11 protein-coding genes are annotated in these 14,875 nt (G+C 68.6%); all 11 read left to right on the forward strand.

All coding sequences use genetic code 11. The annotated features are described in order from the left end of the window. Window positions 1–307: 307 nt before the first annotated feature. The 11 genes from chvE (at window position 308) to RCH22_RS18745 (ending at window position 14,820) form a co-directional block, all read left to right on the forward strand. Entirely contained in the window at window positions 308–1,429 is a 1,122-nt protein-coding gene (gene chvE / locus RCH22_RS18695; protein WP_327015135.1) for a multiple monosaccharide ABC transporter substrate-binding protein, read from the forward strand. Between the two features lie 117 nt (window positions 1,430–1,546). Continuing rightward, complete coding sequence (gene mmsA, locus RCH22_RS18700) at window positions 1,547–3,076, forward strand: multiple monosaccharide ABC transporter ATP-binding protein (RefSeq protein WP_327015136.1); 1,530 nt, start codon at window positions 1,547–1,549, stop codon at window positions 3,074–3,076. Window positions 3,077–3,082: 6 nt separating this feature from the next. After that, window positions 3,083–4,270, forward strand: coding sequence for a multiple monosaccharide ABC transporter permease (gene mmsB, locus RCH22_RS18705; RefSeq protein ID WP_327015137.1), 1,188 nt, complete (start codon window positions 3,083–3,085; stop codon window positions 4,268–4,270). A 54-nt stretch (window positions 4,271–4,324) separates the two neighbouring features. Further along, window positions 4,325–5,503, forward strand: a complete 1,179-nt coding sequence (locus RCH22_RS18710; RefSeq protein ID WP_327015138.1) for an ROK family transcriptional regulator — start codon at window positions 4,325–4,327, stop codon at window positions 5,501–5,503. A 175-nt stretch (window positions 5,504–5,678) separates the two neighbouring features. Next, window positions 5,679–6,938, forward strand: coding sequence for a multidrug effflux MFS transporter (locus RCH22_RS18715; protein WP_327015139.1), 1,260 nt, complete (start codon window positions 5,679–5,681; stop codon window positions 6,936–6,938). Between the two features lie 199 nt (window positions 6,939–7,137). Beyond that, window positions 7,138–8,568: an NAD(P)/FAD-dependent oxidoreductase gene (locus RCH22_RS18720; RefSeq protein WP_327015140.1), complete on the forward strand. Its 1,431-nt coding sequence runs from the start codon at window positions 7,138–7,140 to the stop codon at window positions 8,566–8,568. Window positions 8,569–8,802: 234 nt separating this feature from the next. Then, a complete protein-coding gene (locus tag RCH22_RS18725; RefSeq protein ID WP_327015141.1) occupies window positions 8,803–10,080 on the forward strand; it encodes a multidrug effflux MFS transporter in 1,278 nt (425 codons plus the stop codon). A 124-nt stretch (window positions 10,081–10,204) separates the two neighbouring features. After that, the gene (locus RCH22_RS18730) at window positions 10,205–10,951 is read left to right on the forward strand and encodes a phosphatase PAP2 family protein (RefSeq protein ID WP_327015142.1); all 747 of its coding nucleotides are present in this window, start codon (window positions 10,205–10,207) and stop codon (window positions 10,949–10,951) included. Window positions 10,952–11,059: 108 nt separating this feature from the next. Then, on the forward strand, window positions 11,060–12,361 hold the full coding sequence (locus RCH22_RS18735) for a saccharopine dehydrogenase C-terminal domain-containing protein (protein ID WP_327015143.1): 1,302 nt from the start codon (window positions 11,060–11,062) through the stop codon (window positions 12,359–12,361). Then, window positions 12,358–13,770 (forward strand): FAD-dependent oxidoreductase, encoded by a 1,413-nt coding sequence (locus tag RCH22_RS18740; protein ID WP_327015144.1) that lies wholly within the window; start codon window positions 12,358–12,360, stop codon window positions 13,768–13,770. Before RCH22_RS18735 ends, RCH22_RS18740 begins: the two co-directional genes overlap by 4 nt. Window positions 13,771–13,962: 192 nt before the next feature. Beyond that, entirely contained in the window at window positions 13,963–14,820 is an 858-nt protein-coding gene (locus RCH22_RS18745) for a hypothetical protein (RefSeq protein WP_327015145.1), read from the forward strand. Window positions 14,821–14,875 lie beyond the last annotated feature (55 nt).

Here is a 14,875-nt window from a genome sequence, read left to right on the forward strand (position 1 = left end):
GCGCGAAGCGGCGCAACCGGCGCGCGTATGGGAATTGTGCCTGCGGCGCGCCGGGAAAACCGTGCACGCGCACGGTTTTGCGGTTCTGCGCAACAAATTCGGTTCCGGTCCGGAATTCTCACGTTGTAATTGCCAGATTTGCATCCCTGGCCCAAAAGAGGGGTGACTCGGGCTCGAATCCTGTTATATGTTGGACGCATCAACATAAGCGCGTGTCGCGACGTTGATGACAGCGTTACAAGGGGGTAATGGTGGTTTTACTGCCGCCTCCTCGTGCGATCACAGCATTCAGAGCAGAAAGCAGATCATGACGAAAACCAAGAGGCTGTTCACGATTGTCGCTACGGGGGCCGTTGCGCTCTCGCTCGCGGCGTGTTCAACGGCCACCACATCAGCGACCGGAAGCACAACGGCGGCAATCGCCGACTGCAACGTCGGCATCTCGATGCCCACGAGAAGCCTCGAGCGCTGGATCAATGACGGCGAAGGCCTCAAGACCAAGCTCGAAGGGGCCGGCTGCACCGTCGACCTTCAGTACGCGGACAATAAGACCGACCAGCAGATCAGCCAGATCCAGAACCAGGTCGCCGGCGGGGCCAAGATCCTCGTCGTCGCAGCGATCGACGGCAAGGTTCTCGCACCGGCCCTCGCCGACGCGAAGAAGCAGGACGCCACGGTCATCGCCTACGACCGCCTGATCAACGGGACCCCCGACGTCGACTACTACGCGACGTTCGACAACTACAAGGTGGGCACGCTGCAGGGCCAGTTCATCGAGAAGCAGCTCGGTCTCAAGGACGGCAAGGGTCCGTTCAACCTCGAGCCCTTCGCCGGCAGCCCCGACGACAACAACGCCAAGTACTTCTTCTCCGGCGCGTGGGACGTGCTCCTGCCCTACGTGACGAGCGGCCAGCTGGTCGTCCCGAGCGGCAAGGCTCCGAAGACGAACGACGAGTGGACCACGATCGGTATCCAGGGGTGGGCGTCTGACAAGGCCCAGGCCGAGATGGACAACCGGCTCTCCTCGTTCTACGGCAACGGCGCCAAGGTCAACGTCGTGCTCTCCCCGAACGACAGCCTCGCGGTCGGTATCGAAGCATCCCTCAAGTCGGCCGGCTATAACGCCGGAGCCGACTACCCGCTCATCACGGGTCAGGACGCCGACAAGGCGAACGTCAAGGCTATCCTCGCGGGCACCCAGTCGATGACCGTCTGGAAGGACACCCGTACCCTCGGTGCCCAGGTCTTCACGATGATCCAGTCGATCGCTGCCGGCACAACGGTCGAGGTGAACGACACGAAGACGTACGACAACGGCAAGAAGGTCGTCCCGTCCTACCTGCTGGCCCCTGAGGTCGTCACGAAGGACCTCGTGCAGACGAAGCTCATCGATTCCGGGTTCATCAAGGCATCGGACGTCGGCCTCTAAGCCGTACCGAAGAAACCGAATTCCGTACGGACTGCGGTGGTGGCGGGGCCCTGGGCTTCGCCACCACCGCGGTCGGTACGCACCCGAACGACGTATTCGCTGACAGGAGCGACACACATGAACGGTCCGATTCTTCGGATGATCGACATCGGGAAAGACTTCAGCGGGGTCAAAGCCCTCGACTCCGTCACCCTCGAGGTCGAGCGCGGCAAGGTGCACGGCATCTGCGGTGAGAACGGCGCAGGCAAGTCGACGCTGATGAAGGTGCTGAGCGGCGTCTACCCGCACGGCAGCTACGACGGCACGATCGAATTCGAGGGGGAAGAGGCCCAGTTCAGATCGATCAACGACAGCGAAGCGGTCGGGATCGTCATCATCCACCAGGAACTGGCGCTCAGCCCCTACCTCTCGATCGCGGAGAACATCTTCCTCGGCAACGAGAACGCCACCCGCGGCGTCATCGACTGGAACAAGACCAACCTCGAGGCCGCGAGCCTGCTCGCCCGGGTCGGTCTCGACGAGAACCCGGCCACGAAGGTGCTCGAACTCGGTGTCGGCAAGCAGCAGCTCGTGGAGATCGCGAAGGCGCTGTCGAAGCGAGTGAAACTGCTCATCCTCGACGAGCCGACTGCGGCACTCAACGACGAAGACTCCGACCACCTGCTCGACCTGATCGAGCACCTGAGGGGCCAGGGCATCACGAGCATCATCATCTCCCACAAACTCAAGGAGATCCGTCGGATCGCGGACACGGTGACCGTGATCCGGGACGGCAAGACGATCGAGACGATCGACATGCACGGTCCGGATGCGACCCAGGCCCGCATCATCCGCTCGATGGTCGGACGCGACCTCAACAGCATGTTCCCGCCCCGGGACCCGACGATCGGCGCGGAGATCCTCCGGGTCGAGGACTGGAACGCGTACCACCCGGTGGACACGAGTAGGAAAGTCGTCGACAACGCCTCGTTCACCGTGCACGCGGGCGAGGTCGTCGGCTTCGCCGGGCTGATGGGCGCCGGCCGCACGGAACTCGCGATGAGCATCTTCGGACGCTCATACGGCACGAACATCACCGGCCGGGTCTTCAAGAACGGCACGGAGATCTCGGTGCGCACGGTCGACGAGGCCATCCGCAACGGAATCGCGTACGCGACGGAGGACCGCAAGAAATACGGCCTCAACCTGATCGGCGACATCACCGTTAACGTCTCGGCGGCGGCGCTGGCGACCCTCGCCCGGTTCGGCGTGATCGACCGTCACCGCGAGTACAAGGTCGCTGAGGACTACCGCAGGCGGATGAACATCAAGGCGCCGAGCGTTTCGTCGATCACGGGGCAGCTCTCCGGCGGCAACCAGCAGAAGGTCGTTCTGTCGAAGTGGGTCTTCACCGGCCCCGATGTGCTGTTCCTCGACGAACCGACCAGGGGCATCGACGTCGGCGCCAAGTATGAGATCTACGGCATCATCAACGAGCTCGCCGCGGCGGGCAAGGCCGTCGTCGTCATCTCCTCCGAACTACCGGAGCTTCTCGGCATCTCCGATCGCATCTACGCGATCTCCGAGGGTCGCATCACCGGCGAAGTCGCCGCGAAGGACGCCACTCAGGAAAGCCTCATGCACCTCATGACTGCGGGAAAGGACTAGACCGCAATGACCACCACCACCCCAGCCACGCGCAAGCCCCGGCTGGCCATCAACTTCCGCCAGTACGGCATCCTCGCCGCGCTCGTCGTCATCATCGTTCTGTTCGAAGTGCTCACGAAGGGCCGGCTGCTGCTGCCCGGCAACGTGAACAACCTGATCCAGCAGAACGCCTACGTGTTGATCCTCGCGATCGGCATGGTCGTCGTGATCATCGCAGGCCACATCGACCTCTCGGTCGGCTCCGTCGTCGCCATGGTCGGTGCGGTCTCGGCCATCACGACGAACCAATGGGGCTTCCCGTGGTGGGCGGCCGTGTTGCTCGCCCTCGTCGTGGGTGCGGTCGTGGGCGCCTGGCAGGGCTTCTGGATCGCCTTCGTCGGCATCCCAGCCTTCATCGTGACCCTCGCCGGCATGCTGATCTTCCGCGGCCTCACGCTCGTCCTGCTGACCGGTGGCACGATCAGCGGGCTGCCGGACTCGTTCACGGCGATCGGCGCCGGTTGGTTGCCCGGAGTGCTGGGTGAGCTCGGCGGACGGGACACCCTGACTCTCGCCCTCGGCGCCATCACCTGCATCGCCCTCGTCGCGCAGCAGCTGCGCACCCGTGTGACCCTGCGGCGCCTCGAGCTGCCCATGGAATCCGTCGTGCAGATGGCCGTCAAGTCCGGCATTGCGGTCATCGCGATCATGTGGCTGGCCTGGCTTCTCTCCGGCTATCGCGGCACCCCGATCATCCTGATCATCCTCGCCGTGCTGATCCTCGGCTACACGTTCATGCTGAACCAGACCGTCTTCGGCCGTCACGTCTACGCGATCGGCGGCAACCTCTTCGCCGCCATGATGAGCGGCGTGAAGACCAAGTGGGTCAACTTCTACGTCTTCGTCAACATGGGCGTGCTCGCCGGACTCGCCGGCGTGGACAGCACGGCCCGGGCAGGCGGCGCCGTGGCTTCGGCAGGGCAGAACTACGAACTGGACGCCATCGCCGCGGTCTTCATCGGCGGCGCAGCCGTTCAGGGCGGCGTGGGAACGGTCGTCGGAGCCATCGTCGGTGGCCTCGTGATGGGTGTCCTGAACATGGGACTGTCGATCCTCTCGGTGGATGCCGCGTGGCAGATGGCCATCAAGGGCCTCGTCCTCCTGCTCGCGGTCGCGTTCGACATCTTCAACAAGCGGCGCAGCGGCGGACGCTGACCCCCGGGCGCGGGCGGTAGCCTTGTGCAACACGCGCGGAAGGAGGAGTGCCAGGTGCAGGGAAACAACCACGACGACATCCGTCGGCACAACCTGTCGGTCATTCTGCGCCTCGTCCACCGCAACGGGCCCACCTCCCGCGCCCAGCTGACCCGCCTCACCGGGCTGAACCGGTCGACCATCGCCGCCCTCGTAGGCGAGCTCGCCCAGCTCGGCCTCGCGGGGGAGCGGGACCCGGACTCGACGAACCAGGTCGGCAGGCCGAGCCCCATCGTGCACGTGGCCGCCGCGGTCGTCGCCCTCGCCGTGAACCCCGAGATCGATGCGGTCACGATCGGGATCGTGGGCCTCGACGGCACCGTGCACCGCCGCATCCGCTACCCGACCGAGCACACTCCGAGCCCGACGGAGGCCGTGAATATCGCCGCTGCCGTCATCGACGGGATGCGCGGCGAGCTCGAGGCCCGGTTCCGGGTCGTCGGCATCGGTGTCGCCGTTCCGGGCCTCGTGCGCGCCCACGACGGGCTCGTCCGGCTCGCCCCGCACCTCGGCTGGGTCGACGAACCGCTCACGGACATGCTCGAGCAGGCCACCGGGTTCCCCGTCGTGGCCGCGAACGACGCGAGCCTCGGGGCGCTCGCCGAACGCTACTTCGGCGCAGGAAAGGGCATCACCGACCTGATCTACCTGAACGGCGGGGCGAGCGGCATCGGCGGCGGCATGATCGTCGGCGGCCTGCCCGTCGGCGGCGTCGCCGGCTACGCGGGCGAGTTCGGCCACACCCGCGTGAGCGGAAGCTCCCGCGTCGACTCCGCGGGGATCACGGGGACGCTCGAGGCCGAAGTGAGCCGGGAGGAACTGCTCGCGGTGCTCGGACTCTCCGGCTCCGGCGCGGACGCCGACGAACTCGAACGCGCCCTGCTCGCGACGGAATCCGCCGAGGTCCAGGCCGAGGTGCACCGCCAGCTCGACTTCCTCGCGGTCGCGCTCGGCGGGGCGATCAACATCCTCAACCCGCAGCTCGTCGTGCTCGGCGGCTTCCTCGGCGCGCTCTTCAACGCGGACCCCGAACGCCTCCGCGCGGCCGTCGGCACATGGTCGCTGCCGTCCTCCTTCGGGAGCGTGCGGATCAGCGCGGCGGAACTGGGATCGAACCTGTTGATGATCGGTGCAGCGGAGCTCGCCTTCGAGGGGATCCTTGCTGACCCGAACGGGTTCGGCGTCTCCGACTGATCCTTCCGGCGTGTCGCGGTCCGGCGGGAATAGCCGCAGTGACGCCCGCCTTGGCACCAGTGGGCGAGAGTGTCTTTCGTCGCGTGCACCCGGGCGCACGACGGTACCGCCCGGCCTGCACCCAGCATGCCTCCCAGCGCCAGCCCCCAGCACCCACAGTGAGGACACGTCCGCCGTGAGCACCGCCACCGCCCCCATTTCCGTCGTCCGGCATCCGGGGGATGCCCTGACCCGGCCGCAGCGCCTGGTCTACGTGCTCGTGCTCGGAGCCCTCACCGCGCTCGGCCCGTTCACGATCGACCTCTACCTGCCCGCGTTCCCCACGCTCGAGAGCGAACTCGGTGTCTCAGCGGCGGCCATCCAGCTGACCCTGACCGGGACCATGATTGGTTTCGGCTTCGGCCAGCTCGTCGTCGGGCCGTGGAGCGACCGGGTCGGTCGCCGCCTGCCCCTGCTCCTCGCGACCGGGTTCCATATCCTTGCCAGCGTCGGCGCCGCACTGTCCCAGGACATCGTCTGGCTCGGCGTCTTCCGGGTGCTGATGGGCTTCGGTGCGGCGGCGGGCGCGGTCGTCGCCCTCGCGATGGTGCGTGACCTGTTCGGCGGCAAGCCGCTCGTGCGGATGCTGTCCCGGCTCGCCCTGGTCAGCGGGCTCGCCCCCGTGCTCGCCCCGGTGATCGGGTCGCAGCTCCTCCTCGTGATGAGCTGGCGCGGCATCTTCTGGGTGCTCGCCGGCTACGGCGTCGTCGTCGTCGTGGCGGTCGCGTTCCTGATCGTTGAGACCCTCCCCGTGCGGGAACGTCACGCCTCCGGGCACACCACGCTCGCCCAGCGCTACCGGGCCGTGCTCGGCGACCGCACCTTCGTCGGGGTCGCGATCATCGGAGCGATGACCTTCACCGGGCTGTTCTCCTACCTCTCGGCCTCGCCCTTCCTGTTCCAGCAGGTGTACGCCTTCAGCCCGCAGCAGTACGGGGTGCTGTTCGCGGTGAACTCGCTCGGCATCGTCGCGGGTGTGCAGATGTCCTCTGTGCTGATGCACCGTTTCAACGTCGCCCCGCAGTGGATCATCGTCGTGTCGACGCTCGTGCTGTTCACGGCGGCGATGGCGATCCTCGTACTCGACCGCGCCGGCGCCGGCCTCTGGGGTACCCTCGTGCCGCTCTGGGTGTTCATCGCCGCGTGCGGCTTCACCTTCCCGTCGGCGCAGGTGATCGCACTGGATGCGCACGGTCACGAGGCCGGGACCGCCGCGTCGCTGCTCGGCGCGGCCAACTTCGGGGTCGCGGGGCTGATCTCCCCGATCGTCGGACTGCTCGGGGTCGGCACCGCCGTGCCGATGTCGGCGGTGATGGGCGTGACGGCCGTCGTCTCGATCGTCGTGCTGTGGACCCTCGTGCGGCCGCGGTCGCTGGGGACCCTCGACGCGGCCTGAGCCGCGGGGCCCGCGCCGGGCATCCAGGCCTGGACTGAAGCGGATGCCTCCGCCGGCAAACGCAGGATGAGCGGGTCGGTGAGGCCGTGACAGCCTCAGCGGCGGCGTGATCCAAAGTTTCTGCGGACTTTCGGGCGGTTTTCAGATGAGTCGGCCACAGTGGGCGGACAGTCAAGCCCACAAGTCCGAGGAGACCGCCGTGCCCGAATCGCATCCTGACCCTGACCGCCCGGCCGATCACTTCGACATTGTCGTCATCGGCGCCGGACCGGCAGGGACAGCCGCAGCGCTCCGCGCCGCGGAACTGGGCGCACGGGTGGCGGTCGTGGAAGCGGACCGGCTCGGCGGCACCTGTGTCAACACCGGATGTGTGCCGACGCGGGTACTCGCCAAGACGGCCCGCCTCATCCGCGAGGCGCGCTCGCTCGGCGGCTATGGGATCGTTGTCTCCGATCCGTGGATTGAGTGGCCCGCCGTGGTGCGTCACGTGCAGACCCAGGTCGACAAAGTGCGGTCGATCAAAAACGAGGCAGAGCGTTTCACGGCCGCCGGGATCACACTGGTGCTCGAGGGCCGTGCCCGATTCACCGGTCCGCACACGGTCGTGCTCGACACCGGCCGCTCCTTGACCGCTGACACCTTCCTGGTCTGCGTCGGCGGGCACTCGCGCCGGCTGCCGGTGCCCGGTGCGGAACTCGCGACGGTCCCCGAGGCGGTTCTCGACCTTCCGGGCCTCCCGAATCGGGTCGCGGTGATCGGGGCGGGCAACACAGGTGCCCAGCTGGTCACCGTGTTCAGCGCCTTCGGTTCCCGGGTGACGGTGCTCGATGTCGCGCCGCGCATCCTGATGGCCTCCGACGCCGATATCGCAGTGACGGTGAGCGACGCCTTCCGGTCCAACGGCGTGGCGATCCACACGGGGATCGACACGATCACGAGTCTGGAGCGGGCGAGCGACGGGGCGATCACACTCCGCTGGGTCGAGGGCGGGCATCCGTTCGCCGCAGACTTCGACGCCGTGATCATGTCCACGGGCTGGCCGGCGGACGTTGAGGACCTCGGCCTCGCGGCGGCGGGTATCGCAACCGAGCGCTCTGCCATCCCCGTTGATCGGTACTTCCGATCGGTCGTTCCGCACATCTTCGCCGTCGGGGACGCCAACGGGCGCGACATGCTCGTGCAGGCGGCCCAATTCGAGGGTGAGGCGGCTGCGGAGAACGCCGTGCTCGATGCCAACCGTCGCACGCCGCACCACCTGTTGCCGGCCGGCGGGTTCACCGATCCCGACTACGCCGGGGTCGGTCTGACCGAAGCGGATGCCCGTGCGCGCGACCCGCACTGCGTCGTCGCGGTCATACGGTACTCGGGCCTCGATCGTGCCGTGATCGACGACAGGGAACGCGGATTCCTCAAACTCATCTCCGACCGCCGGCGGGAACTGATCCTCGGGGCACATGCGACGGGGGAGAACGCCGTGGAAGTGGTCCAGTCCGTGACCACGGCCATGGCCGCGGGCGTCGACGTGGCAACCCTCGCCCGGGTGCGGTTCGCCTACCCGACATACAGCGCGGTGATCGGCATCGCCGCCAGGCAGCTCCTCGCCGAGCAGCCGGACGGGCGAACCGCCTAAGCGCGACGCGGCCCGACCCCCGGGGCCGGCGCCGTCAAACGCAGGAGGAGCGGGTCTGTGAGGCCAGGACAGCCTCAACGGCTGCGTGGTCCTGCATTCGCTCCGGGGCCGACTCGGTCGGCCGCGACGTAGGCTGGACACAGGTGCGACCTGGCACCCTGGGGACTTTCGACGCAACCTGACCCGGCCTGCGGCATCCGTTGCCTGCGGGAAGTGACCTGAGGAGCACCCGCCGTGACCACCGAATCCCTGACCGTGATCACCGCTGCAGACCTGCGGGCGACCGGACGGCACCCGGGTGATGCCCTGTCCCGCGGACAACGGCTCGTCTACGTGCTCATTCTCGGCGCGCTCACGGCCCTCGGCCCGTTCACCATCGACCTGTACCTGCCCGCGTTCCCGACTCTGCAGAGCGAGCTCGGCGTCTCGGCGGCCGCCATCCAGCTGACCCTGACCGGCACCATGGTCGGGTTCGGGCTCGGCCAGCTCATCGTCGGGCCGTGGAGTGACAAGGTCGGGCGCCGCCTTCCGCTCATGCTCGCGGCCGGCTTCCACATTGCGAGCAGCGTCGGCGCCGCGCTCTCGCCCGACATCGTCTGGCTCGGTGTCTTCCGCGTGCTGATGGGCTTCGGCGCCGCGGCGGGCGTCGTCGTCGCCCTCGCCATGGTGCGCGATCTGTTCGGCGGCAAGCCGCTCGTGCGGATGCTGTCCCGTCTGGCCCTGATCAGCGGACTCGCGCCCGTGGTCGCGCCGGTTCTCGGTTCGCAGCTGCTGCTCGTGATGAACTGGCGCGGCATCTTCATCGTTCTCGCCGGGTATGGCGCTGTCGTGATCTCTGCGGTCGCCATCTGGATCGTCGAGACCCGGCCGGTGAACGAGCGCCACCACGCCGGGCATAGCACCCTCGGCCAGCGTTACCGGGCGGTGCTCGGCGACCGCACCTTCGTCGGCGTCGCGATAGTCGGCGCGATGACCTTCACCGGGCTGTTCTCCTACCTGTCGGCGTCGTCGTTCCTGTTCCAGCAGGTCTACGCGTTCACGCCGCAGCAATACGGGGTGCTGTTCGCGGCGAACTCCCTCGGCATCGTCGTCGGGGTGCAGACGAGCTCCCGGCTGATGCACCGTCACAACGTCGCCCCGCAGTGGATCCTGGCCTGTTCGACGGCCGCACTCGCTGTGTTCGCGACCCTGATGCTCGTGCTCGGCCTCGTCGACGCCGGGCTCTGGGGCGTGATCGTGCCGCTCTGGTTCTTCATCGCCGCGTGCGGCTTCACCTTCCCCTCCGTGCAGGTGATCGCGCTCAACGCGCATCCGCACGAGGCGGGCACGGCGGCGTCGCTCCTCGGGGCGGGCAACTACGGGCTCGCTGGTCTCGTCTCGCCGGTCGTCGGGATGCTCGGGGTCTCGACCGCGGTGCCGATGGCCGCGGTCATGCTCGGAACCGCGCTCGCCTCGGTGTGCTCCCTGTGGTTCGTGTTGCGCCCGCGGACGGTCCCGCGCCTCGCTCACTGAGCGCCGCGCCGTTCTCCGCGCCCGCCCGTTGCCGAACGCTTGCCGATACGGACAATAGTGGCCGGCGCACCGGCAACACGTGTCCGTAGCGGGAACAGTTGCGGCGGTCGTTTAACATGGGCTGATGGACGATGACAGCGCCCGCGCACCCGAGCCAGAACCCGCACCCGTCGTCGCCCCGGAAGCCGCGGCGGCCCCGGCGGCGCGCCGCATCGCCCGGCGCTGGCCTCTCCTCAGTGGTCTCGTGGCGGTGCTGCTCGCCGCGGGCCTCGGTGCCCTGATCGTCTTTCGTGACAACGGGAACCCGCTCGGTATCGACACCGAGTGGATGGACGAGATCATCGAGCACCGGGCGCCGATCTGGGAGTACGCCTCGCTCGTGATGAACTTCCTCGGCGCGGGAATCGCCGGGGTCGTGATCATCCCGGTCCTGATCCTGGTGGGACTGCTCCTCCTGAAGCGTCCGTGGGCGGCGGGCTACTACGTGGCGGCAACGCTGGTCAGTTCCGCGCTCGTGCAACTGCTCAAGAACCTCTTCGGCCGCGCCCGCCCTCAGGACATGCTGGTCACGAGTGATTTCGGTTCATTCCCCTCTGGGCATGTAGCGAATGCCGCGACGATGGTCGTCTGTCTCGCGCTGATCTTCCCGAAGGTGTGGGTCTGGGTGACCGGCACGATCTGGGTCGTCGCGATGATGGTCAGTCGCACCTACCTCGGTGCGCACTGGCTCACCGACACCTTCGGCGGCCTGCTGCTCGGCATCGGAGTAGCCGTGCTGCTCTGGGCGCCCGTCGCCGCGAAACTGGACGGCGAGCGCCGGCTGGCCCGCCGGCATCCCCCCGCCCCCGAACCAGTTCGACCGGCTTCGTGAGGTGTGAGGTCGTGGGACGGCTTTTTCGGACCGTTTGAGCCAAAAACTCCGTCGAATTGGTGGGCGTGCAGGGCTGACAACACCGGATGCGCGCGGTAGCGTCGTCGAATGAGAATCCTCCTAGTCGGGGCGGGCGGCGTCGGTGACGCGTTCGCGAAGATCATCGCTCGCCGGTCGTTCTTCGAGCGGGTGATCGTGAGCGACTACGACCTCGGCCGGGCGGAACGGACGATTGCAGCCGTCGCAGCGAAATACGGTGACGAGAGCGCGGCCCGGTTCACAGCGGCCCAGATCGATGCGGGGGATCCGGACCGCGTCGCATCCGTCGCCCGGGAACACGGCGCGACGCACGTGATGAACGCGGTCGAGCCGAAGTTCGTGCCGAGCGTGTTCGCCGGGGCGCTCGCCGCAGGCTGCGACTACCTCGACATGGCGGCGAGCCTCTCTGAGCCGCACCCGACCGACCCGTACCACGAGACCGGCGTCAAGCTCGGTGACGACCAGTTCGCGCTCGCCGCAGACTGGGAGACCGCCGGAAGGCTCGCCCTCGTCGGGATGGGCGTCGAGCCGGGGCTGTCCGACGTGTTCGCCCGGTACGCTGCCGACCACCTGTTCAGCGAGATCGACGAGCTCGGCACCCGCGACGGCGCCAATCTCGTCGTGCGCGACGAGTCCGGTGCCGAGATCTTCGCGCCTTCGTTCAGTATCTGGACCACGATCGAGGAGTGCCTGAACCCGCCGGTGATCTTCGAGAAGGACCGCGGCTGGTTCACGACGCAGCCGTTCAGCGAACCGGAGATCTTCGACTTCCCTGAGGGGATCGGCCCGGTCGAGTGCGTCAACGTCGAGCACGAAGAGGTGTTGCTGATGCCGCGCTGGCTCGACGCGAAGCGGGTCACCTTCAAGTACGGGCTCGGTGAGGAGTTCATCGGCGTGTTGCAGACCCTGCACCGCCTCGGCCTCGACAGCGTGACCCCGGTGCGCGTGCGCAGTGAGTCCGGGCCGGTCTGGGTCGCGCCCCGCGACGTCGTCGCGGCGAGCCTGCCCGACCCGGCCACGATCGGACCTCGGATGACCGGGAAGACCTGCGCCGGGGTCTGGGTCACGGGCACGGGGATCGACGGGAAGCCGCGTGAGGTATACCTGTACCACGTGAGCGACAACGAGTGGACGATGCGCGAGTACGACGCCCAGTGCGTGGTCTGGCAAACCGCCCTCAACCCGGTGGTCGCTCTCGAACTGCTCGCGACCGGGGCCTGGAGCGGCCTCGGTGTCCTCGGCCCCGAGGCGTTCGACGCGAAAGCGTTCCTCGACCTGATGAGCGCGAGCGAGGCATCCGGCGGGTATGGCGAGCCCTGGGGGATGGAAGACCGGCTGGTGCGGCCCGCTTCCGCGGCCGACTTGGCATGATCAACGGCGAGATCTCGTTCTGGTGGAACCAGCTCGGCCGGCCGACGCCGGGCCCGCCGCTGCCCGGTGCCCTCCGCGCCGACGTCTGCATCGTGGGGGCCGGCTACACCGGACTCTGGACCGCCTACTACCTGAAGAAGGCGGCACCCGGCCTGCGCATCGTGATCCTCGAGCAGCGCTTCGCCGGCTACGGGGCCTCCGGGCGGAACGGTGGCTGGCTGACGAACTCGATCACCGGAGGCCGCGAGCAGTATGTCGCCACCCACGGGCGCGACTCCGCCGCCCGGTTCCAGGCCGCGATGAACTACACCGTCGACGAGGTGATCCGGGTCGCCGCAGCCGAGGGCATCGACGCCGACATCGTCAAGGGCGGCGAGTTCACTGTCGCGTGCGACGTGCCCCAGCAGCGGCGGCTCGAGGCGAGCGTCCGGGCCGAACAGCAGTGGGCGGAAACGGATGTGGAGCTCCTGACGGCCGCGGAGGCATCCGCTCGCGTGAACGTCGTCGGAGCCACGGGAGCGATGTGGCACCCGCACTGTGCTCGCATTCACCCGGCGAAACTCGCCGCGGGACTTGCCAGGGTCGTCGAGGCGCTCGGCGTCGAGATCTACGAGGACACCACGGTCACCGAGATCACGCCGCACCGCGCGGTCACGGCACGCGGCGTCGTCGCCGCGGACGTCGTCGTGCGGGCGACCGAAGGCTTCACCGCGGGACTCCGCGGTCTGCACCGGGCCTGGCTGCCGATGAACTCGTCGCTGATCGCGACCGCGCCGCTCGCTCCGGCGGTCTGGGAGAGCATCGGCTGGGACGCTTGCGAGACCCTCGGCGACATGGCGCACGCCTACATGTACGCCCAGCGCACCGCCGACGACCGCATCGCGATCGGCGGCCGCGGGGTGCCGTACCGTTTCGGGTCACGGACGGATTCGGACGGGCATACCCCGGCGGGCACGATCGACGCGCTGCGCGGCATCCTGAATGGGTTCTTCCCCGCGACGACCGGGGTGTCGATCGACCACGCCTGGTCAGGCGTGCTCGGCGTACCCCGGGACTGGGCCGCGACGGTCGGCCTCGACCCGGCGACCGGGCTCGCCTGGGCGGGCGGGTACGTCGGAACCGGGGTCGCGACCACGAACCTGGCCGGGCGCACGCTGACCGAGTTGATCCTCGCGCGGGCCGCCGGAAACGCCCCGGGCGGTGCGGCCGGTGCTGGGGCCGCGCTGAGTGAGCTGCCCTGGGTCAACCACCGGGTGCGGAACTGGGAGCCCGAGCCGCTGCGCTGGCTTGCGGTGACCGGGCTCTATCGCGCGTACGGGATCGCGGACCGCGCCGAGCACGGCGGCCGCCGCACGACGACGTCGCCGCTCGCGACGCTCGCCGACCGCGTCTCGGGCCGAGGGCACTGAACCGATTCGACGGAGTTTTTGGGTGTCGAACACGTGGGAGCGCGGTTTGAGGCCTGAAAGCCGAAAATCTCCGTCGAATTGGTGAGGGGCTACGGGCGTCCGGGCCTGCCGCGTGGCCCCGGCGTGGTCCCGGGTGGCGGCCGCGGCAGATGCCCTGGGCCGGCCCGGCCGCAGATGTGGTCTACTCGAGGCATGAACGTTCCGCCGCCGCCCCGTGCGCCCGATGCTTCCGCCGAAACTGCCGCCGAGACGCTCGTGGCGGCGTACCGGGTCGCGCTGGCCGCGGCGGACGCGGCCGCGGTGAGCGTGCGTGCGGCGCGCCCCGACGACCTGCGCGCGGTCGTCGCGCTCTTCGAGCGCACCTGGGGCGCCGGACGCAGCCCGGACGCCTCCCTCCTGCGCGCCATCGACCACGCCGGCAATACGGTGCTCGTCGCCACGAGCGATGTCGATGCTGCACCCGCGTTCGTCGGGGCCGCACTCGGTTTCCTCGGCTGGACGGGCGGCATCCACCTGCACTCGCACATGACGGCCGTCGCACCCGGGCTGCGCGGCGTCGGGGTCGGCTACGCGCTCAAGCTCTTCCAGCGCGCGGTCTGCCTCGAGCGCGGCGTCGACGAGATGCGCTGGACTTTCGACCCGCTGATCCGCCGCAACGCGCACTTCAACCTCGTGAAACTCGGGGTAGAGGTGACCGATTTCCACCCGGACTTCTACGGGCGGCTCGACGACGCGATCAGCGGCAGCGACCGCAGCGACCGGTTCGAGGTGCGCTGGCGCCTCGGCTCGCCTCGGGTGCTGGCGGCGCTCGCCGGTTCCCCGCGGCCGCAGTGGGGCGCCGCCGAACCGACCCGCGACGGGCTGCCCGCCCCAGAGCCCCTGCGGCTCGACCCTGACTTCGAGCGACTCCGCGACGACGCACCGGATGCCGCGGCCCGGCAACGCACCGACTCCCGCGTCGTGTTCGCCGAGGCCTTCTCCCGCGGCCTCCGGCCCGAACTCGCCGGTGATTCCTGGGTCTTCACTTCCCGCCCCGCAGACCCCGCCTGACCCGCCCGCCCCGCTACTCCCACGACCCGCCGTCCTTCGTGCGCGTGTGTTCTCC

The organism is Cryobacterium sp. GrIS_2_6 (assembly GCF_035984545.1).
In the GTDB taxonomy this organism is placed as follows: domain Bacteria; phylum Actinomycetota; class Actinomycetes; order Actinomycetales; family Microbacteriaceae; genus Cryobacterium.

What these genes read in the sequence shown, in the direction of transcription:
- mmsB (WP_327015137.1), top strand. Translation starts at nt 3,083, where the DNA reads ATGACCACCACCACCCCAGCCACGCGCAAGCCCCGGCTGGCCATCAAC.
- chvE (WP_327015135.1), top strand. Translation starts at nt 308, where the DNA reads ATGACGAAAACCAAGAGGCTGTTCACGATTGTCGCTACGGGGGCCGTT.
- mmsA (WP_327015136.1), top strand. Translation starts at nt 1,547, where the DNA reads ATGAACGGTCCGATTCTTCGGATGATCGACATCGGGAAAGACTTCAGC.
- RCH22_RS18735 (WP_327015143.1), top strand. Translation starts at nt 11,060, where the DNA reads ATGAGAATCCTCCTAGTCGGGGCGGGCGGCGTCGGTGACGCGTTCGCG.
- RCH22_RS18730 (WP_327015142.1), top strand. Translation starts at nt 10,205, where the DNA reads ATGGACGATGACAGCGCCCGCGCACCCGAGCCAGAACCCGCACCCGTC.
- RCH22_RS18745 (WP_327015145.1), top strand. Translation starts at nt 13,963, where the DNA reads ATGAACGTTCCGCCGCCGCCCCGTGCGCCCGATGCTTCCGCCGAAACT.
- RCH22_RS18740 (WP_327015144.1), top strand. Translation starts at nt 12,358, where the DNA reads ATGATCAACGGCGAGATCTCGTTCTGGTGGAACCAGCTCGGCCGGCCG.